This window comes from Plantibacter sp. MPB07 (assembly GCF_046619465.1).
GTDB lineage: Bacteria > Actinomycetota > Actinomycetes > Actinomycetales > Microbacteriaceae > Plantibacter > Plantibacter auratus.
Map to the genome: position 1 here is coordinate 2,799,590 of NZ_CP177043.1, position 20,093 is coordinate 2,819,682.

Genomic DNA, 20,093 nt, shown 5'->3' on the forward strand with positions numbered 1-20,093 from the left:
CTCACGCCCGGACGAGCAGGGTCGAGGAGCCGTCTTCCAGCCGCCGCACCTCGATGCGTTCGCCGATGCGCTGCTTCATCTCCTCGACGTGGCTGACGACGCCGACGACGCGGCCGCCGGCCGAGAGCCGACCGAGCTCGGCCATCACGGTGTCGAGCGTCTCGGGGTCGAGGCTGCCGAACCCTTCGTCGACGAAGAGCGTGCCGAGCTCGACACCGCCGGCCTCGCCCGTCACGACGTCCGCGAGCCCGAGTGCGAGGCAGAGCGAGGCGTAGAACGTCTCGCCACCGGACAGCGACTTCGGATCGCGACGCCGGTCGGTCCGGTGATCGTGCACCGTGAGCGACAACCCGACGCGCTGGCTGCGGGAGGGTCCTTCCTTGACATCGCTGCGGACGAGCTCGTAGCGCCCGCCTGACATCGACTCCAGGCGCGCGTTCGCCGCCGCCACGACATCCTCGAAGCGGCGCAGGAGGACGTAGGTGCCGAGGGTGACCTTCGTGCTGTTCTCGCTGCCCGTGGCCGACACCACGTCGGCGAGGCGGACGACGGCCGCGGCCTCGCGGACCGCGTCGGCGTTCTCGTCGGCCGCCTCGGCGAGTGCCGTGCAGGCCGCCGCCGCGTTGGTCGCTCGTCGCGCGGACACGGCGGCCGCCGCAGTCGCGGTGCCTGCTGCCGCCTCGGCGTCGGCCAGTCGTCGGGCCGTCGCTTCGACGTCGGGTGCGGCGGTACCGGCGACTCCGGCGATGGCCGGGCTCGCGAGTGCTTCCGCGTTCGCGGTCGTGTGACGCAGGTGGTCGGCCACCCGCGCCTCGGCGCTCGCCCGTTCGACCCCGTTCATGACTGCGGCTTCCGCGGCCGCGCGGTCGGCGAACCCGGCCCGCTCGAGTCCCGCCTTCAGCTCGACCGCGCGCTCGGCGTCACGCAGGCGCCGGTCAGCGACGGTCGCTCGTGCCGCCGCGAGCAGGGACAGCGACGAGAGCTCGGCCTCGAGCATCGCGTCGAGCTCGGCAAGTGAAGCCGCTCGACCGGCGAGGACACCGGCCACCTCGGCGCGGGCCTGCTCGTGGGCGCGTTGCGCGGCGGCGAGCCGCTCGGTCAGTGTCGCCCGAGTGGCGGTACGTTCCGACACCGCGACCACGCCGGCCAGGTGCTCGTCCGCGAGGCGCCCGGCCTCCGCGACCTCGGCGTCCGCCTGCTCGGCGGCGACCACGGCCTCCGCGCACTGCCGGTCTGCCTCCGCAGCGGCCGCATCGACGGCCCCCCGCGCAGCGACCGGGTCGAAGCCCGTCGTCGCCGTCGAAGCGTCGGACGAGCCGGTTGCAGCCACGTCGCCCGGGTCGTCGGCCAGCGCGAGGAACTGCTCGACGAGGCGGCGACGCTCCGCCCGGGCGATGTCCCGGGCGTTCTGCGCCGACTGCATCCTCACCTCGGCGTCGGCCCGCGCGACGGATGCCGCTTCGACCGCGTCCGCGTCGGGGTGGTCTCCGTCGAGCACCGCGGGCGCCGGATGGCTGAGCGAGCCGCAGACGCTGCACGGCTCGCCGTCCCGCAAGCCGGTGGCGAGTTCACCCGCCATGCCCTCGATCCTCCGGAGGCGCAGCGACGTCTCGACGTCGATCGCCGCCTTCGCGGCCGTGGCGGCCTCGGTGACCTCGTCGGCGAGCCCCTCGAGGCGGTCGTCGGCCGCGTCCACCCGATCCAGCACCGCACGACGTTCAGCCACGCGCTCGACGGACCGGGCGGCCCTGGCCGACTCGGTGGCCGCACGCGAGGCGCGCTCCGGTGCCGTGCTGAGCGCTGCCCGGCGGGCGTCCCGCCGGGTCTGTTCCGCAGCGAGCTCGGCGAGCCGTTCGTCGACGGTCGCGAGCTCCTCGGTGAGTGCTGTGAGCGCGCGTTCGCGGTCGGCGTCGGCGGCTTCAAGGACGAGCACTGCCGCCATCGACGCCCGCTCGACGGTGAGGGATTCGCGGCGCGCGGCGACGGACGCGTCGTCGAGTGCGACGATCGCCTCGTCGGCCTGCTCCTCCATCGCGGTGAGCGACGCGATGGCATCCTGGAGCGCCGCCGATGCCGTGGCCGCTCCGGCGAGCGCGGACGCGACGGTGTCCGCCCGAGCCGCTGCCGCGATCCGTTCGGAGAGCCGCGCGACCGGTTCGTCGTCCACCGAGAGCAGCTCGCGCTCGGTCAGTAGCTCCGCGCGACGTTCGATGGACGCGAGCAGCGTCTGGGCCGCGGCGTGTTCGGTGCGAGCGCCCTCCAGGGCGACCCGCGCCTCGCCAGCCGTCGAGGCGTCGGCGGCGGCGTGGCGCTCGAGGACGGCGACGATACGCGTGGCGTCACCGACGAGGTCTTCGGAATCGGCTTCGAGCGGGACCGCGAGGGTCGCGACGTCGGGGTCTGGGTCGGGCTCCGCAGCCGACGGATCTCCGGCAGTCGCGGGAGCACCTGACTCGGCATCGACCGCCGCTGGGACGTCCATCCCGGCCGGGGTGTCCGCTCCCTTGCCCGCGACGAGTTCCCGTGCGTCGTCGAGTTCGGCCGCTCCCGCGAACCGGGCGATCGCACGGCCCAGCGCCTCTCGTGCGCCTTCGATGTCGCGTTGGGCCTGCCGACGTTGCTCGACGAGGTGCTTGGCGACCCGCTCGTAGTGCTCCGTCCCGAACAGGGACCGGAGCAGTTCGCTGCGCTCCTCACCGCCGGCGGCGAGGAACTTCGCGAACTCGCCCTGCGGGAGGACGATGGTCTGGACGAACTGTTCCCGGGTGAGACCGACGATCCGGCTGATCTCAGGACCGATCTCCTGCGCGCGGGTCGACAGGGTCTCTCCGGCCAGTGCGTCGGGATCGGTCAGGCGGACGAGGGTGGCGCTCGCCTGCTGCGGTGTGAAGCCGGCACCGCGCTGCTTCGGCCGCTGGTAGGCCGGCGTCCGCCGCACCCGGTACACGCCGGATCCGGTCTCGAAGACGAGTTCCACGAACGGTTCCGTCCCGGGCCGCGCGTGGTGCGAGTGGAGGCGGTCCTTGCTGGCCCCGGTACCGGCCAGTTCGCCGTACAGCCCGAACACGATGGCGTCGATGATCGTGGACTTGCCGGCGCCGGTCGGTCCCTCCAGGAGGAACAGACCAGCCCGCCCGAGTTCGACGAAGTCGATGGTGTGCTCACCGGCGTACGGCCCGATGGCCTGCAGCGTGAGTCGGTGCAGGCGCATCAGGCACTCACCTCCGCGGCGAGTGCTGCCTCGTTCGCCGCCGCGATGAGCTCCCGCTCGCGAGTGGTCGCCTGTGCACCCGTCGCGTACTCGATGAACTCGGCGGTGACCTCGACCGGGTCGGAGACCGCCGTGACGGCTGCGGCGCGAGTCTCCTCGGAACGGTTCGCCGGCGCGTGCGACCAGACGAGCAGGTGCGGGAAGCGCCGGGTCAGCGTCGCGTACAGCTCCGGTGGCCGGACATCGTCGGTGACCGTGGCGCGCACCCAGGCGTCGACGGCGTCGTCTCCCGTGGGGCCCTGCAGCTCTGCGAGGGTTCCGGTGACGTCGACGAGCCGACGCGGCACCGGCGCCGGCAGCAGCTCCAGGTGCACGGAGCCGTCGGCGGCGAGGTCGACCAGCACGCTCGACTTCACCTGGTTGCGTTCGGAGAAGGAGTAGGCGAGCGGCGACCCGGAGTACCGCATGCGTTCGACGCCCGTCGCGGCCCCGACGCGCTGCGCACCGTGGAGGTGGCCGAGCGCGACGTAGTCGAAGTCGTCGAACAGCTGGGCGGGCACCGCATCGACCCCGCCGATCCGGATGTCGCGTTCGCTGTCGCTCGCGAGACCACCGATGACGAAGGCGTGCGCAGCAACGACCGACCGGACCGCTCCGTGCTCGCGACGCTGCGCGAGATCGGCTCGGACGCTCGCGAGGGCTGCACCCATGACGGCGGCGTGCGACCGCGCGAGCGGCTGGTCGTCCGGGGCGAGCACCCCTCGCGCGGTGTCGGGGTCGAGGTAGGGCAGTGGGTAGAAGGCGACGGGCCCGTGTTCGTCGTCCACCAGGACCGGTTCGCCGACCCGCGCGAGGTCGGCTCTGATGTCGATCCCGTCGCGCAGCATGGCGGCGCCGAAACCGAGCCGGATGGCCGAATCATGGTTGCCCGGGGCGAGGATGACGCGGGTGCGGCCAGCAAGCCGCCCGAGCGACTCCGACAGCAGCGTCACCGCCTCGACCGGCGGGATGGCGCGGTCGTAGATGTCGCCGGCGACGAGGAGGACGTCGACCTCGTGGTCCACGACCGTCTGCTCGAGGTGCGCCAGGAAGTCGCGTTGGAAGGGGAGCAGGTCGACCCCGTGCAGCGAACGGCCGAGGTGCCAGTCCGAGGTGTGGAGGATCCGCATGACAGCAATGCTAGGCCGAGCCGCCGACACCTCGCCGCGCCCCGGACGGCACCCGGACGAACGACAGCAGGGCGTCGCTCTCGCGACGCCCTGCTGTGTGGTCTGAACCGGCGGAGTGTCTCCGTGGTCCGAGTCCGTGCGGGCTGACGCCCGCGACGACTTACTTGACGGAAGCCTTGAGCTTCGAGCCGGCGGTCACCTTGACGCGCTTGCCGGCCGGGATCTGAATCTCGGCGCCGGTCTGCGGGTTGCGGCCCGTGCGAGCGGCGGTGTCGGTCTGCTCGAAGGCGATCCAACCCGGGATCGAGACCTTGCCGCCCGTGGCGACGGTCTCAGCGACGGTGGTGAACAGCGCGTCGACAACGCTGCCGACGGTCGCCTGGCTCTGGCCGGTCGATGCGGCGATGGCGGCGACGAGTTCGGTCTTGTTCAAATTTGCCATTGTGAGGGTCCTCCTCGGACGTTGCTGCAACGTACAGCTGATGTGTTGGTAGCGAAGGTGTCGCTGATACGGCACCAACTGGTCGGTGTGACCGCCTCGAATGTAGCAGCAATCCGCGAGATTTCGCGGATTTCTCCGCTCTACGCGGACAATCGGGCCTGCGTGTCGGTCGTTTCCCAGCTGGGAGCCGTCGGTGTGGCCGCTCAGCGGACCCCGATGACGCTGTGCCCGGCAGCTCGCGACAGCAACCACGCCTCGATCGTCGGGAAGAGGGTCAGGACGGCGATCGCGAGGAACGCGAACTGATACGGCAGCAGCTGGCCGCCACCGACCCCGTCCTCGAGGGAGAATCCGGTCGTCAGCAGGATCGCTCCGACGGCGACACCGAAGCCGCTCGCGACCTGTTGCAGGGTCGAGTTGAGGGTGTTGGCGCGAGACATCGCAGCGGGTTCGACGTCGGCGAAGGTGATGGTGTTGTACGCCGTGAAGCCGATCGACCGGGCGACCCCGCTGAGGAAGAGCAGCAGTGCCATGAGCACGATCGACGTGTCAGCGGTGAGGAACGCCATCCCGGCCATGCACAGGACTCCGATCAGGTTCGACGACACGAGCACCAGACGGAATCCGAACCGCCGCAGCATCCAGGTCGTCGCCGGCTTGATCGCGAGGTTGCCGGCGAAGAGGAAGAGCACCATCGAACCGGCCTGGACGGGCGTCCAGCCGAAGGCGTCCTGGAAGAGCAGCGGCAGGAGGAAGGGGACGGCGCTGATGGTGAGCCGGTAGACGCTGCCCCCGGCGTTGGCCAGACGGAAGGTCTCGATGCGCAGCGAGCGGAGGTCGACGAATGGGTGGGGGGCACGGAACAGGTGCCGGATCGCGAGGGCGAGCAGGACGACACCTGCCACGAGCGACCCGATGAACCACCGGGCGTCGAACCCGGCGCCGGACACCAGGGACGCCGCCACGAGAAGCGACGCGAGCCCGACGCAGGCGAGCGACAGGCCGAGCCAGTCGAGCGGAGGCACCTCGTCGGCGGCGAAGTCGGGGACGATGCGGAGCGCCACGATGAAGGCGACGACACCGATCGGCACGTTGATGAGGAAGATCCAGTGCCAGGAGGCGTACTGGGTGATCACCCCACCGAGGAACGGCGCGATGATCGGGGCGGCGAGGGCGGGCCACGTCAGGAGGGCGATGGCCTGGATCAACCGCTCCTTGGGCGTCACCCGGAGCACGGCCAAGCGGCCGACCGGCACCATCAACGCCCCGCCGACACCCTGGAGCACCCGGAAGCCGACGAGCATCGGCAGGCTCGAGCTCAACGCGCACAGGACGGAGGCGATCGTGAACACCGCGATCGCCAGCGCGAAGATGCGCTTGGCACCGAACCGGTCCGTCAGCCAGCCGCTGACGGGGATGAGGACAGCGACCGTGAGCAGGAACGCGGTGACCGCGAGCCCGACGGCCGTCGACGAGGTCCCGAGGTCGCGCGCGATGCTCGGTGCGGCTGTGGTGAGTATGGTCCCGTCGAGGTTCTCCATGAAGAAGCAGCCGGCGACCAGGAGGGCGATGGCGCGTTGCGTGCGGACGTCCAGCAGCGCCTCCTCGGTGGATGTGGGAACCGTTCGATCCTTGCAGTTGTCTCCGACAACGCGAAAGGGCCGCCCGCGATGCGGACGACCCTTTCGGTGTTGCGATGCTGTGTCAGCGGAATGTGAGCTCCGACTGAGCGGGTGTTACCAGCTCGACTTGCGGACGCCGGGCAGCTCGCCCTTGTGCGCCATGTCGCGGAAGCGAACGCGGCTGATGCCGAACTTCGAGAGGTTGCCTCGCGGGCGACCGTCGATCGCGTCGCGGTTGCGGAGGCGAACCGGCGAAGCGTTGCGAGGAAGCTTCTGCAGGCCGAGGCGAGCTGCTTCACGCGACTCGTCGGTCCCGGCGGGGTCGACGAGAGCCTTCTTCAGCTCGGCGCGCTTCGTGGCGTAGCGGTCGACGATAACCTTGCGCTGCTCGTTACGGGCGATCTTGCTCTTCTTAGCCATGTTTAGCGCTCCTCTCGGAATTCAACGTGCTTGCGCACTACGGGGTCGTACTTCTTGAGCACGAGACGGTCTGGGTTGTTGCGACGGTTCTTCTTGGTCACGTACGTGTAACCGGTACCAGCCGTCGAACGGAGCTTGATGATTGGACGGACGTCCTGCTGCTTAGCCATTAGATCTTCACCCCACGAGCGAGAATGTCCTTGACGACGGATTCGATGCCACGGGCGTCGATCACCTTGATGCCCTTGGCGGACACCCTGAGGGTGACGTTACGACGCAGCGAGGGCACGTAGTAGGTCTTCTTCTGCACGTTCGGGTCGAAGCGGCGCTTCGTGCGACGGTGCGAGTGCGAGATGTTGTGACCGAAGCCGGGAACGGCTCCTGTCACCTGGCACACTGCTGCCATAGTAGTTTCTCCTTCATTACCGCAGGGCGACTGCCCTGCCCAAGATCTCTTGTCGGCGTGCGCGATCCCGATCTGCGTGAGCGGTGGGGGATCGTGAACACGATGTGGACATGGAGCGTCCACACCAAGGGTCAAGCGTACGCTGTGACCAGGCGTTTTGCAAATTCGTGTTTGTGCAACTCAACGCGCTGCGCGTTAACGCGCTGCGCGTGTTAACGCAAAATGGCCACCCAAGAACCTTGGGTGGCCATTTCAACGAAGAAGTCCGGCGGTGTCCTACTCTCCCACAGGGTCCCCCCTGCAGTACCATCGGCGCAAAGAGTCTTAGCTTCCGGGTTCGGAATGTGACCGGGCGTTTCCCTCTCGCTATGGCCGCCGAAACACTATTGATGTATCAAAGTGAACAAGCAAACCAACACGCTGTGCGAACACAGTGGTGTTGTTTGCGGGTTCTCGACCGTACATCGAGAACCACTCAGTGGACGCGTAGCATCTTCGTATTCAAACAAAGAAAGTGTTATCAAATTATCGGCTTATTAGTACCGGTCAGCTCCGAGAGTCTTTCGTCCTCTCTTCCACATCCGGCCTATCAACCCAGTAGTCTGGCTGGGAGCCTCTCGCCCGAAGGCATGGAAATCTCATCTTAAGGCCGGCTTCCCGCTTAGATGCTTTCAGCGGTTATCCATCCCGAACGTAGCTAATCAGCGGTGCTCCTGGCGGAACAACTGACACACCAGAGGTTCGTCCAACCCGGTCCTCTCGTACTAGGGTCAGATCCTTTCAAATTTCCTGCGCGCGCAGCGGATAGGGACCGAACTGTCTCACGACGTTCTAAACCCAGCTCGCGTACCGCTTTAATGGGCGAACAGCCCAACCCTTGGGACCTACTCCAGCCCCAGGATGCGACGAGCCGACATCGAGGTGCCAAACCATGCCGTCGATATGGACTCTTGGGCAAGATCAGCCTGTTATCCCCGAGGTACCTTTTATCCGTTGAGCGACAGCGCTTCCACAAGCCACTGCCGGATCACTAGTCCCGACTTTCGTCCCTGCTCGACTTGTCAGTCTCACAGTCAAGCTCCCTTGTGCACTTACACTCGACACCTGATTGCCAACCAGGTTGAGGGAACCTTTGGGCGCCTCCGTTACTTTTTGGGAGGCAACCGCCCCAGTTAAACTACCCACCAGGCACTGTCCCTGAACCGGATTACGGTTCGAAGTTAGATATCCAGAGTGACCAGAGTGGTATTTCAACAATGACTCCACCTGAACTAGCGTCCAAGCTTCAAAGTCTCCCACCTATCCTACACAAGCCACACCGAACACCAATACCAAGCTGTAGTAAAGGTCACGGGGTCTTTCCGTCCTGCTGCGCGTAACGAGCATCTTTACTCGTAATGCAATTTCGCCGAGTTCGCGGTTGAGACAGCTGGGAAGTCGTTACGCCATTCGTGCAGGTCGGAACTTACCCGACAAGGAATTTCGCTACCTTAGGATGGTTATAGTTACCACCGCCGTTTACTGGGGCTTAAATTCTCAGCTTCGCCTTGCGGCTAACCGTTCCTCTTAACCTTCCAGCACCGGGCAGGCGTCAGTCCGTATACATCGTCTTGCGACTTGGCACGGACCTGTGTTTTTAGTAAACAGTCGCTTCCCACTGGTCTCTGCGGCCTTCAAACGCTTTCGGAGCAAGTCCTAATACGCCTCAGGCCCCCCTTCTCCCGAAGTTACGGGGGCATTTTGCCGAGTTCCTTAACCACGATTCTCTCGATCTCCTTAGTATTCTCTACCTGACCACCTGAGTCGGTTTGGGGTACGGGCCACTAGAACCTCGCGTCGATGCTTTTCTTGGCAGCATAGGATCACCTACTATCCCTTACGGGTCCGTATCGTGTCTCAGCCTTCACGAGAGACGGATTTGCCTATCTCTCAGCCTACGCACTTACACCGGGACAACCATCGCCCGGCATAGGCTACCTTCCTGCGTCACACCTGTTAATACGCTAAACGCACCAGCATGGGGTCGAGCGTTAGACCGGACCCATCATCCCCGAAGGGAATCAGTCGTCCGGGTTAGGACTCTTAGCACCACTGGATTATCTTGGGCGGTTCTTCGCGGGTACGGGAATATCAACCCGTTGTCCATCGACTACGCCTGTCGGCCTCGCCTTAGGTCCCGACTTACCCAGGGAAGATTAGCTTGACCCTGGAACCCTTGGTCTTTCGGAGGACATGTTTCTCACATGTCTTTCGCTACTCATGCCTGCATTCTCACTCGTGTAGCGTCCACGGCTGGTTTACACCGCCGCTTCACTCGCCACACGACGCTCTCCTACCCATCAATACGGCTGGACCACGAAGGCCTACCAAAAATATCAATGCCACAACTTCGGTGGCGTGCTTGAGCCCCGTTACATTGTCGGCGCGGAATCACTTGACCAGTGAGCTATTACGCACTCTTTCAAGGGTGGCTGCTTCTAAGCCAACCTCCTGGTTGTCTGTGCAACTCCACATCCTTTCCCACTTAGCACGCGCTTTGGGACCTTAGTTGGTGGTCTGGGTTGTTTCCCTCTCGACGATGAAGCTTATCCCCCACCGTCTCACTGCTGCGCTCTCACTTACCGGCATTCGGAGTTTGGCTGACGTCAGTAAGCTTTTGGGCCCCATCGGCCATCCAGTAGCTCTACCTCCGGCAAGAAACACGCAACGCTGCACCTAAATGCATTTCGGAGAGAACCAGCTATCACGAAGTTTGATTGGCCTTTCACCCCTATCCACAGCTCATCCCCTCAGTTTTCAACCTAAGTGGGTTCGGTCCTCCACGACGTCTTACCGTCGCTTCAACCTGGCCATGGATAGATCACTTCGCTTCGGGTCTAGGACATGCGACTGAATCGCCCTATTCAGACTCGCTTTCGCTACGGCTACCCCACACGGGTTAACCTCGCCACATATCGCTAACTCGCAGGCTCATTCTTCAAAAGGCACGCTGTCACACCAACAAGGGTGCTCCAACGGTTTGTAAGCAAACGGTTTCAGGTACTATTTCACTCCCCTCCCGGGGTACTTTTCACCTTTCCCTCACGGTACTTGTCCGCTATCGGTCATCTGGGAGTATTTAGGCTTATCAGGTGGTCCTGACAGATTCACACGGGATTTCTCGGGCCCCGTGCTACTTGGGATACTCCTCGCACGATTGCAGCATTTCGACTACCGGGCTGGCACCGTCTCTGGCTGGGCTTTCAATCCCATTCGTCTATACCACGTTCTAATGCTCCCCGAATATCAGTTCGGAGTGAGAAGTCCCACAACCCCGGACATGCAACGCCTGATAGCTATCACACATGCCCGGTTTAGCCTCTTCCGATTTCGCTCGCCACTACTGACGGAATCACTGTTGTTTTCTCTTCCTGGGGGTACTGAGATGTTTCACTTCCCCCCGTTCCCTCTACCCGCCCTATATATTCAGGCGGGAGTCACCAGATCACCACAAGGGGCCTGGCGGGGTTTCCCCATTCGGAAATCCTCGGATCACAGCTCGTTTATCAGCTCCCCGAGGCTTATCGCAGATTACTACGTCCTTCTTCGGCTCCAGATGCCAAGGCATCCACCGTTTGCTCTTAGAAATTTGAAATCACATGAGTTTGAATCGATCGGCACCAGTTACCTGATGCAGATTGACCAATGATCAACATCACTTCCGAAGAAGCATGTTTTGATCTTTGTGATCCACAACCCCAAAGGGTCATGAATCTAAGATGCTCGCGTCCACTGTGTAGTTCTCAAAGTACGGGCGGTACCTCTCTCCTTGACCATTGATGTCAAGCAAAAGAGGCCCTGAGGTTCGTCCTTCCTCCACCGAAGCGGAGAAGATCCGGTCCCTCAGGACCCAACAGCGTGCATATGCAAACCCTCCAGCCGGCCACCGTTCCAATCTCCCGAAGAAGACGTACTTGCTGGCAGACTCTCACGTCTGCATCAATGTCAATGTTCCACCCATGAGCGCCACCCGAGAACATTCGTCTCAGTGTGACTTGGCAACGTAAACCTCGCTGTATACAGACGAGCGTTGCACATGCTCCTTAGAAAGGAGGTGATCCAGCCGCACCTTCCGGTACGGCTACCTTGTTACGACTTAGTCCTAATTACCGATCCCACCTTAGACAGCTCCATCCTTGCGGTTAGGCCACTGGCTTCGGGTGTTACCGACTTTCATGACTTGACGGGCGGTGTGTACAAGGCCCGGGAACGTATTCACCGCAGCGTTGCTGATCTGCGATTACTAGCGACTCCGACTTCATGAGGTCGAGTTGCAGACCTCAATCCGAACTGGGACCAGCTTTTTGGGATTCGCTCCACCTTACGGTATTGCAGCCCTTTGTACTGGCCATTGTAGCATGCGTGAAGCCCAAGACATAAGGGGCATGATGATTTGACGTCGTCCCCACCTTCCTCCGAGTTGACCCCGGCAGTATCCCATGAGTTCCCACCATTACGTGCTGGCAACATAGAACGAGGGTTGCGCTCGTTGCGGGACTTAACCCAACATCTCACGACACGAGCTGACGACAACCATGCACCACCTGTTTACGAGTGTCCAAAGAGTTGACCATTTCTGGCCCGTTCTCGTATATGTCAAGCCTTGGTAAGGTTCTTCGCGTTGCATCGAATTAATCCGCATGCTCCGCCGCTTGTGCGGGCCCCCGTCAATTCCTTTGAGTTTTAGCCTTGCGGCCGTACTCCCCAGGCGGGGCGCTTAATGCGTTAGCTACGACACGGAAACCGTGGAATGGTCCCCACATCTAGCGCCCAACGTTTACGGGGTGGACTACCAGGGTATCTAAGCCTGTTTGCTCCCCACCCTTTCGCTCCTCAGCGTCAGTAGCGGCCCAGAGATCTGCCTTCGCCATCGGTGTTCCTCCTGATATCTGCGCATTCCACCGCTACACCAGGAATTCCAATCTCCCCTACCGCACTCTAGTCTGCCCGTACCCACTGCAGACCCGAGGTTGAGCCTCGGGATTTCACAGCAGACGCGACAAACCGCCTACGAGCTCTTTACGCCCAATAATTCCGGACAACGCTTGCACCCTACGTATTACCGCGGCTGCTGGCACGTAGTTAGCCGGTGCTTTTTCTGCAGGTACCGTCACTTTCGCTTCTTCCCTGCTAAAAGAGGTTTACAACCCGAAGGCCGTCGTCCCTCACGCGGCGTTGCTGCATCAGGCTTTCGCCCATTGTGCAATATTCCCCACTGCTGCCTCCCGTAGGAGTCTGGGCCGTGTCTCAGTCCCAGTGTGGCCGGTCACCCTCTCAGGCCGGCTACCCGTCGTCGCCTTGGTGAGCCATTACCTCACCAACAAGCTGATAGGCCGCGAGTCCATCCTTGACCAAAATTCTTTCCAGCAACTCACCATGCGGTGGAAGCTCGTATCCGGTATTAGACGTCGTTTCCAACGCTTATCCCAGAGTCAAGGGCAGGTTACTCACGTGTTACTCACCCGTTCGCCACTAATCCACCCAGCAAGCTGGGCTTCATCGTTCGACTTGCATGTGTTAAGCACGCCGCCAGCGTTCGTCCTGAGCCAGGATCAAACTCTCCGTAAATGTTGAATTGCACGACCACCGAAGCAGCCGGCACATTTCGCGCACCATGCCACCGGAATAGGTGAACACGATGCAAGTTTGAAACTGACAGAACAAATCATTACTGACTTGCTTTGTTTTGTTTAAATGTTTTCCAAAGGAATCTCTTACAACATCAACCAACCGAAAAGGAAGGCATCAATTGCACGAGGTTTTTGGCATTTGACATTGTGCACGCTGTTGAGTTCTCAAGGATCGGATGCTCCTGCCTTTGGCCATCACGACCGCCCTGCAGGGCAACTTCTCTATCTTACATCTTCCCGGCTTGTTGTCAACTCGGCGTTTCAGCCGCTCTGCGAACAGAGTCATGCTGAGCACGAGTGACACCAGGAGGAAGTCATCCAACCGAGACTTGAAACGGTAACATCGAAATGTTCTCGCTTTTGGCTGGGGATTGTCCCCGCTTGAGGCCGAGAAGCTCTTCCGCTTCCCGCACCTTTGGGGTGACGAGTGATTACTCTACGTGTGTCTCGGGATCGTGGCAAATTCCGCTTGCATCCCGGGCGTGTCGCCCGGAATCACGCGGTTTTCGCCGAGGGGGCCGCGAACGGGTCGGCGCACGGTCACTGCGCGACACCCGTGCCTGCGCACCAGGACAGGTCGAAACCGGCCTGCGTCCCGACGACCTTGCCGGTGCGGGCGTCGACGACCTCGATCTCGGGACCGTTGGGCATCGGCGCGTTGGCGTACCCGTCGAAGCCGGCCTTCGCGAAGTCGGGGACGACGACGACTGCGACGTACTCCGCGTTCGGGCTCGCGCACAGTGACCAGATGACGGCACCCGCGTCAGGTCGATAGAGCTCGGCGGTCGCGCCGTCCTTGATCGCCAGTACCCGCTGCTCCGTGGTTCCGGCGGCGCGGTCGTAGTCGGCGTAGATCCTGGCCGACAGGGACTCGGACAGTGCGACGAGTTGTCCGGGGATCTCGGTGGGTGCCACCGAGGGCAGGACGAACGGTTCGCTCTTCCCCGTCGCGAGGTCGAGCACGACCACACCGTCGACCTGCTCGATGACGACCTTGGTGGTGCCCGGGATGTAACTCGAGATGAGGGAGGCCCGGCCGAGCAGCACCGGGTCGGTCGTCGCAGCAGGATCGAGCAGCTCGAGCGAGTTGTCCACCGTGCGGACGAGCATCGAGGAGGTCCGGGGCACGAACGACCACTCCGCCGCCTGGACCGCAGCCCCGTCGATCCCGCCGACCCTGGCGGCCTCGGTGGGTTTCCCCTGCCGCAGCTCGAACGAGTACAGCGTGAGGTTGTCGCCGCCATCGCGACCGAACGACTGTTCCGTGAACAGGAACCCCACCCGACTCTGCGCCGGAGCGGTCTGCAATGAGGTGATCATCCCGCCCATCGGGAGTGCCACCTCCTGGGTACTCCCGTCGGTCGTGTCCACCACCACGATGCGACCGAGCCCGCTCGTCTCCTGCTCCACGACGATCAGGGAGTCGCCGATCGTCGCGAACTCCTGGATCTTCGCCGCTTCGTACGCGGTCTCGGGTTCACCACCGCCGATCGAGAGCCGCACGATCCGGTCGTCCGCCTTCGCCGCCGGCGAGCCGCCCTCCTTGACCGGACTCCGCACGAGCGAGAACCCCTCGACGGGCGGCGTCGAGAACGACGTCGTGAGCGTGGCCGCCGGTCCGCCACCCGGTGCGGTCACCCCGTCGACCGTGATCCGGTAGTCCGTCGCATAGGCGAGCGGCTCGGGGAACACCAGCGTGATGCCGCCGGCCCCGGTACTGACGTCGAAGTCTGCTGCCGGCTCGATCCGCACCCGGTCCGACCCGAGATCCGCGATCGGTTGGTTCACCGCCAGGACCACCCGCTGGCCCCAGGACTCCACGAGTCCGGTGGGATCGACCACCGTGCGGACGAGCTTCGGCCCCTGGGTCAAGCCCACGACGGCCGCGCCGCCACCGATGACGACGAGCGCGATCAGCACGATCGCGACCAGCCGGCCGAAACCGCTCCGGTCGCCGGCGGCCTGCGTCGACCGGCCTCGTGCGCCACCCCGGCGATCAGTAGTCATACGGGTCCGCCGGCTCCTCGACCTTGTCGACCTTCGCCGTCCCGACCACCAATGGCAGATGCGAGGCGTCGCTCGCGGTGAGCGCCCCCGAGACCTCGACCCAGTCACCGGGCTTGAGCTGTTTGTCCCAGCCGTCGAGCTGCACGGGCACACCGACCGGCTGGGCGTCCACGGCGCAGCAGTTCACGACGAACCGCGAGACGTAGAAGACGTCGGCCGCGTCCGGATCGGCGATCACGAAGCCGACCCCGGTGAAGGCACGCCCTTCGAGGTCGGCGGGACGCGTCGTCTGGCGCAACAGCGTCGCCCAGTCCTTGATGCCGAAGGTGCTGAAGTCCGGGTTCGAGGTCAGCACCGTCTGGGCGTCCTGCCCCTGGACCTCCCCCGCGAGCGTGCCGGAGTTCACCGCGCGCTGGTCGGCCGTCGCGACCGACAGCGTCGACGGCGGGAGCACCACCATCGCACCGACCACCGCGAGACTGCCCACGACGGAGGCGAGCTGCAGCGCCGTTCGTCCGCGACGCTTCGGCACCTCTTCGACGTCCACGTGGACGAGGACGCTGACGATGCCGAGCGCGACCGCGATGAGCGCCATGATGACGGTGAACACGAAGTAGCGCGGGTGGATGTAGAGCCCGAGGCGGTCGGTCAGCGCGAGCCAGAGGATGCACACGGCGGCGGTGACGAGCAGCAGCACGCCCCACCATCGCTGCCGGAGGCGTTCGAGCAGTGGGACACGACGATCGCCGGCCGTCGACGTCTCGGCATGCGCGTGTCCGTGGGTGGCGTTCTGATCAGGCAAGGGCGTTCACTCCGAATCCGAGGGCCGCCGAGAACAGCACGGCGACCGCGGTGATGATCACGAGGGTCCTGGTCGTGTAGGTGGTGCGCATGAGTGCGAGCATCTTGACGTCGACGACGGGGCCGAGGACGAGGAAGGCGACGATCGAGCCGGGCATGAACGTCGATCCGAAGGACAGCACGAAGAAGGCGTCGACGTTCGAGCAGATCGAGACGATCACGGCGAGCGTCATCATCGCGAGCACCGACCAGACCGGGTTCGCGCCGAGGGTGACGAGCACCTCGCGCGGCACGAGCACCTGCACGGCGCCGGCCACGGCCGACCCGATGAGCAGCGCCGGCATGATCGCGCGCGCCTCGGCGACGAACTGCTGCAGGCTGCGCTCCACCTTCGTGTGCTCGTGCCCGTGCTGCTCGGTCACCTCGCAGCTGGCTTGGAAGGTCGGCGTGAGCAGCGAGCTGGGGTCGGGGTGCTTGCTGAAGAGCCACCCGATGAGGTTCGCGAGCAGGAACCCGCCGACGAGCCGGGCGACGAGGATCCCGCCGTCCCAGCCGAAGGCCTGATGCGTCGTGACGATGACGATGGGGTTGAGGATCGGCGCCGCGAGCAGGAAGGTGATCGACTCCGGCACCGTGAACCCGCGCACGATGAGGCCGCGGGCGAGCGGGACGTTCCCGCACTCGCAGACCGGCAGGAACATGCCGAGCAGCGAGATGCAGGCTCGGCGGAGGATCGGCTGCGTCGGCAACCACCGCTCGAGCCAGCCGTCGGGAAGCCAGATCTGCACGAGGATCGACAGCACGATGCCGAGCACCACGAACGGCAGCGACTCCACCACCACGCTGAGCGTCAGGGTCACGAAGTCGCGCACCGCGGTGGGCGGGGTGAGCGCCTCACCGAGCGGCATGAGCGCCCGGAGCACGAAGAGCCCGACCACCACGAGCAGTGCGACGCCGATCAGGAGCGGTGTCCGCAGGTTCCGTGGATCACGCCCCTCGGTGCGACCCCAGTGTTCCGCGCCGTCGTCGTCGGGCGCGGTCCAATCGTCGTCGACCCCGAGGGTTCCGGTCGTCCTGCTCACTCCGGCCTCACGCGCGCTGGGCCGCCGCCGAGCAGTTCTCGCAGAGCCCGAAGACGTCGACGACGTGCTTCGCCTCGGTGAACCCGTGCTGCGACGCGACCGAGCGCGCCCAGGCTTCGACCTCGTCGGCCTCGATCTCGATGGTGAGACCACAGTTGCGGCAGATGAGGTGGTGGTGGTGGGTGCCCGGCGTGCAGGCGCGGTAGAGGTTCTCGCCCTCAGGCGACTGCAGAGAGTCCGCTTCGCCCTCGACCGCGAGGTCGGAGAGGGCGCGGTACACGGTCGCGAGCCCGATCGGCGAACCGGTGTCGCGGAGTTCGGCGTGCAGACCCTGGGCGCTGATGAATCCGTCGTTGCCGCCGAGGGCCTCGCGGACAGCTTCTCGCTGCCAGGTGTTGCGCTTCGCCACGGGTGCTCCTGCCTGTCCCTTCAAGGGTACCCGGGAACCGCTCGGAGGACGCTCCGAAGCAGCTCCACGCGGACGCGGTGCACGGTCCACGATCATCGTGCGACCTGGGCGTGCCGCGTCTCGCCGACGGGTGCCCGACGACCACGTCGCCCGGACGCGGTGCGCGGCCCGACGATGCGGCAGACGAGGTAGATGAGGAAGGAGATCGTCGTGATGTAGGGGCTGATCGGGAGCGATCCACCGATGGCGAGCAGGATGCCGCCGACCGCCGAGACGAAGCCGAAGAGCATGCTCAGCACCGGGACGAGGACGGGCGACGACGACACCCGGAGCGCCGCGGCCGCGGGTGTCACGAGCAGCGCGAGGACGAGCAGCGCACCGATGATCTGCACCGACACCGCGACGGTGAGCCCGAGCAGCACCATGAAGGCGAGGGAGACGAACCGGCTCGGCACCCCACGCGCTGCGGCGACGTCCGGGTCGAGGCTGTCGAAGCTGAGAGGCCGCCAGAGGAGGAGGAGCGCGACCAGCACGACGATGCTGATGACGATGAGCAGGCCGAGCTGCGGGTCGTCGACCGAGACGATCTGCCCGGTGAGGAGCCCGAACTTGTTGGCACTCCGGCCCGGATAGAGCGCGAGGAACAGGATGCCGAGGCCGAGGCCGAACGGCATGAGCACCCCGATGATCGAGTTGCGGTCGCGCGCTTTGGAGCCGAGCAGGCCGATGAGGATCGCGGCGACGAGTGAGCCCGCGAGGGACCCGACGACGACGTTGGCCCCGAACAGCAGCGCACCTGCGGCGCCGGCGAAGGACAGCTCGCTGATCCCGTGCACCGCGAACGCCATGTCCCGCTGCATCACGAACACGCCGATGAGGCCGCCGACGATGCCCAGGACCGCGCCGGCGATGATCGAGTTCTGCACGAGTTCGAGGAGTGCGCCGTAGTCCTGGAAGTTGAACAGGCGCCCCCAGAGGTCGTCGGTGTTCATGCGCCGACCCCCACCGCACCGGTGTGCGGATCGTCGTGGTGATGGTGATGGGTCTCGCTGTCGGGGATGCCGACCACGACGACCCGGCCGTGGCTGCGGAGCACGTCGACGGGCGTGCCGTAGAGCTCCGACAGCACCTCGCTGCGGAGCACCTCGTCGGGCGTGCCCTCCCGGAACCGGCCGCCCGCGAGGTACAGGATGCGGTCGACCATGGGGAGCACCGGGTTCACGTCGTGGGTGACGAAGACCACCGCGGTGTCGTGCTCGCGCCGACGACGGTCGATGAGTTCGCTGACCCCGCGCTGATGCTGGAGGTCGAGGCTGAGCAGCGGTTCGTCGCAGAGGAGGAGGATCGGGTCGTCTGCGAGCGCCTGGGCGACGCGGAGCCGCTGCTGCTCACCGCCGGACAGGGTGCCCACCGCGCCGTCGGCGTAGGCGGTCGCGCCGACGGAGGCGATCAGCTCGTCGACCCGACGCTTCGTCGCCGCGGTGCGGATGGGGAGACCGAAGCGGTGACCGTCGACGCCGAGGGCGACGAGATCGCGACCGCGCATCGGCGTGCCGGCGGGGATGAGCTTCTGCTGCGGGATGTATCCGATGCGGCGGTCGCCGCGGTGCACCGGGCCTCCGGCGACCCTGATGGTCCCGCGGTCGAGCTGCTGCTGCCCGAGGATGGTGCGCAGCAGACTCGTCTTGCCGGAGCCGTTCGGGCCGAGCACGGCGAGGAACTCCCCCGGGCGCACCGAGAGGTCGAGGCCGTCCCAGAGCGTGCGTCCGCCGAAACCGAGCTCGGCCCCGGCGAGCGCCAGGACGTCGACGGGGCCTGAGTCGTTGGTCGGACCGCTGGTCATCGATTCAGGGCGTCCGCCACGGCGTCGACGTTCTCGGTCATCCACGAGAGGTAGTCCTTGCCGTCCGGGAGGGTCTCGGTGAATGACAGCACCGGCACGCCTGCGTTCTCCGCGGCGGTCCTGACCTGTTCGGTCTCGCCGCCACTCGTCTGCTCATTGTAGGCAAGCAGCGCGACCGATCCGCCGCCGAAGAGGTCGAGCGTCTCCTTGAGGACGGTCGGTGACACGTCGGTGCCCTCCTCGATCGCCTCGCTGAACGCCTCGGGGGTCCGGTTCACGAGTCCGGCGCCCTCGAGCAGGTAGAGCGGGACGGGCTCGGTGATGGCGACGCCCTCGCCGTCGTGTGCGGTCTTGATCGCGGCCTGGGCCGTCTCGATCGTGCCGAGGGACTCGGTGAAGGCCTTCGCGTTCGCGGTGTACGTGGCGGCGTTCGCGCTGTCGAGTTCGCCGAGCTCCTTGGCCAGCTCGTCGGCGAGCTTCGCCATCGTCGGGAAGCTGTACCAGACGTGCTCGTTGAAGCCCTCGATGTGGTCGTGGCCGTCGTCCTCGGCGTGCGCCTCATCCGTGTGCTGCTCGTCTGCGTGGTCGTCGTCCGGGGCGAGGCCCGACAGGTCGACGACGTTGACGACCTCGACGGACTCGTTCTTGGCTGCGTCGAGGAGCGTGTCGACGAACGGGTCGTAGCCGCCGCCGTTCTCGATGACGAGGTCGGCGTTCTTGATGGAGAGCTGGTCCTGCGTGCTCGCCTCGTAGGAGTGCGGGTCCTGGGCGGCCGAAGAGATGAGCGAGGTCACCTCGACGTCCTTACCGCCGATCTTCGAAGCGATGTCGCCGTACACGTTCGTGGAGGCGACGATGTTGATCTTGCCGTCGTCGGTCGCGCTCGACGCGCCGCTGCCGGAGCAGCCCGCGAGGACGAGGGCGGCTGCCGGGAAGATGGCCAAGGCTGGGAGCAGGGTGCGAGCGCGCATTGATGAACCTTCTCGATCGGGGTGAGAAGGCCAACGCTACG

General features: G+C 65.0%; 14 protein-coding genes and 3 rRNA genes. All 17 read right to left on the bottom strand.

Going from position 1 to position 20,093, the window contains the following annotated elements:
• Window position 1: 1 nt before the first annotated feature.
• The 17 genes from ACLIME_RS12945 to ACLIME_RS13025 all read right to left on the bottom strand — a co-directional run bounded on the left by ACLIME_RS12945 (window position 2) and on the right by ACLIME_RS13025 (window position 20,052).
• On the bottom strand, window positions 2-3,211 hold the full coding sequence (locus ACLIME_RS12945) for an AAA family ATPase (protein WP_411557169.1): 3,210 nt from the start codon (window positions 3,209-3,211) through the stop codon (window positions 2-4).
• On the bottom strand, window positions 3,211-4,380 hold the full coding sequence (locus tag ACLIME_RS12950) for an exonuclease SbcCD subunit D (RefSeq protein ID WP_411557170.1): 1,170 nt from the start codon (window positions 4,378-4,380) through the stop codon (window positions 3,211-3,213). The genes ACLIME_RS12945 and ACLIME_RS12950 overlap by 1 nt, the downstream gene beginning before the upstream one ends.
• A gap of 160 nt (window positions 4,381-4,540) precedes the next feature.
• Window positions 4,541-4,822, bottom strand: coding sequence for an HU family DNA-binding protein (locus ACLIME_RS12955; protein WP_064294762.1), 282 nt, complete (start codon window positions 4,820-4,822; stop codon window positions 4,541-4,543).
• 203 nt (window positions 4,823-5,025) lie between these two features.
• Complete coding sequence (locus ACLIME_RS12960) at window positions 5,026-6,420, bottom strand: DHA2 family efflux MFS transporter permease subunit (RefSeq protein ID WP_197977706.1); 1,395 nt, start codon at window positions 6,418-6,420, stop codon at window positions 5,026-5,028.
• 138 nt (window positions 6,421-6,558) lie between these two features.
• On the bottom strand, window positions 6,559-6,864 hold the full coding sequence (rpsN, locus tag ACLIME_RS12965; protein ID WP_064294760.1) for a 30S ribosomal protein S14: 306 nt from the start codon (window positions 6,862-6,864) through the stop codon (window positions 6,559-6,561).
• A gap of 2 nt (window positions 6,865-6,866) precedes the next feature.
• The gene (gene rpmG, locus ACLIME_RS12970; protein WP_056010525.1) at window positions 6,867-7,034 is read right to left on the bottom strand and encodes a 50S ribosomal protein L33; all 168 of its coding nucleotides are present in this window, start codon (window positions 7,032-7,034) and stop codon (window positions 6,867-6,869) included.
• Window positions 7,034-7,270, bottom strand: coding sequence for a 50S ribosomal protein L28 (gene rpmB, locus ACLIME_RS12975; RefSeq protein WP_411557171.1), 237 nt, complete (start codon window positions 7,268-7,270; stop codon window positions 7,034-7,036). The genes rpmG and rpmB overlap by 1 nt, the downstream gene beginning before the upstream one ends.
• Window positions 7,271-7,533: 263 nt before the next feature.
• Window positions 7,534-7,650, bottom strand: a 5S ribosomal RNA gene (gene rrf / locus ACLIME_RS12980).
• 136 nt (window positions 7,651-7,786) lie between these two features.
• Window positions 7,787-10,904: ribosomal RNA gene (locus tag ACLIME_RS12985) — 23S ribosomal RNA — on the bottom strand.
• Window positions 10,905-11,356: 452 nt separating this feature from the next.
• Window positions 11,357-12,877 (bottom strand): 16S ribosomal RNA (locus tag ACLIME_RS12990).
• The 16S, 23S and 5S rRNA genes sit together here, the layout of an rRNA operon.
• 602 nt (window positions 12,878-13,479) lie before the next feature.
• Window positions 13,480-14,946, bottom strand: coding sequence for a hypothetical protein (locus tag ACLIME_RS12995; protein WP_411557172.1), 1,467 nt, complete (start codon window positions 14,944-14,946; stop codon window positions 13,480-13,482).
• Window positions 14,936-15,748, bottom strand: coding sequence for a TIGR03943 family putative permease subunit (locus ACLIME_RS13000; protein WP_241160967.1), 813 nt, complete (start codon window positions 15,746-15,748; stop codon window positions 14,936-14,938). The genes ACLIME_RS12995 and ACLIME_RS13000 overlap by 11 nt, the downstream gene beginning before the upstream one ends.
• Window positions 15,741-16,829: a permease gene (locus tag ACLIME_RS13005; RefSeq protein WP_369821859.1), complete on the bottom strand. Its 1,089-nt coding sequence runs from the start codon at window positions 16,827-16,829 to the stop codon at window positions 15,741-15,743. The genes ACLIME_RS13000 and ACLIME_RS13005 overlap by 8 nt, the downstream gene beginning before the upstream one ends.
• A gap of 7 nt (window positions 16,830-16,836) precedes the next feature.
• A complete protein-coding gene (locus ACLIME_RS13010) occupies window positions 16,837-17,238 on the bottom strand; it encodes a Fur family transcriptional regulator (RefSeq protein ID WP_079704165.1) in 402 nt (133 codons plus the stop codon).
• Window positions 17,239-17,330: 92 nt separating this feature from the next.
• Window positions 17,331-18,230, bottom strand: a complete 900-nt coding sequence (locus ACLIME_RS13015) for a metal ABC transporter permease (protein ID WP_085511689.1) — start codon at window positions 18,228-18,230, stop codon at window positions 17,331-17,333.
• Window positions 18,227-19,081 (bottom strand): metal ABC transporter ATP-binding protein, encoded by an 855-nt coding sequence (locus ACLIME_RS13020; RefSeq protein WP_079704167.1) that lies wholly within the window; start codon window positions 19,079-19,081, stop codon window positions 18,227-18,229. Before ACLIME_RS13020 ends, ACLIME_RS13015 begins: the two co-directional genes overlap by 4 nt.
• On the bottom strand, window positions 19,078-20,052 hold the full coding sequence (locus tag ACLIME_RS13025) for a metal ABC transporter solute-binding protein, Zn/Mn family (RefSeq protein ID WP_411557173.1): 975 nt from the start codon (window positions 20,050-20,052) through the stop codon (window positions 19,078-19,080). The genes ACLIME_RS13020 and ACLIME_RS13025 overlap by 4 nt, the downstream gene beginning before the upstream one ends.
• Window positions 20,053-20,093 lie beyond the last annotated feature (41 nt).

Excerpts from the sequence above, each read along its gene's own strand:
- ACLIME_RS12945 (WP_411557169.1), bottom strand. The coding sequence starts at position 3,211 with ATGCGCCTGCACCGACTCACGCTGCAGGCCATCGGGCCGTACGCCGGT.
- ACLIME_RS12950 (WP_411557170.1), bottom strand. The coding sequence starts at position 4,380 with ATGCGGATCCTCCACACCTCGGACTGGCACCTCGGCCGTTCGCTGCAC.
- ACLIME_RS12955 (WP_064294762.1), bottom strand. The coding sequence starts at position 4,822 with ATGGCAAATTTGAACAAGACCGAACTCGTCGCCGCCATCGCCGCATCG.
- rpsN (WP_064294760.1), bottom strand. The coding sequence starts at position 6,864 with ATGGCTAAGAAGAGCAAGATCGCCCGTAACGAGCAGCGCAAGGTTATC.
- rpmG (WP_056010525.1), bottom strand. The coding sequence starts at position 7,034 with ATGGCTAAGCAGCAGGACGTCCGTCCAATCATCAAGCTCCGTTCGACG.
- rpmB (WP_411557171.1), bottom strand. The coding sequence starts at position 7,270 with ATGGCAGCAGTGTGCCAGGTGACAGGAGCCGTTCCCGGCTTCGGTCAC.
- ACLIME_RS12995 (WP_411557172.1), bottom strand. The coding sequence starts at position 14,946 with ATGACTACTGATCGCCGGGGTGGCGCACGAGGCCGGTCGACGCAGGCC.
- ACLIME_RS13015 (WP_085511689.1), bottom strand. The coding sequence starts at position 18,230 with ATGAACACCGACGACCTCTGGGGGCGCCTGTTCAACTTCCAGGACTAC.
- ACLIME_RS13020 (WP_079704167.1), bottom strand. The coding sequence starts at position 19,081 with ATGACCAGCGGTCCGACCAACGACTCAGGCCCCGTCGACGTCCTGGCG.
- ACLIME_RS13025 (WP_411557173.1), bottom strand. The coding sequence starts at position 20,052 with ATGCGCGCTCGCACCCTGCTCCCAGCCTTGGCCATCTTCCCGGCAGCC.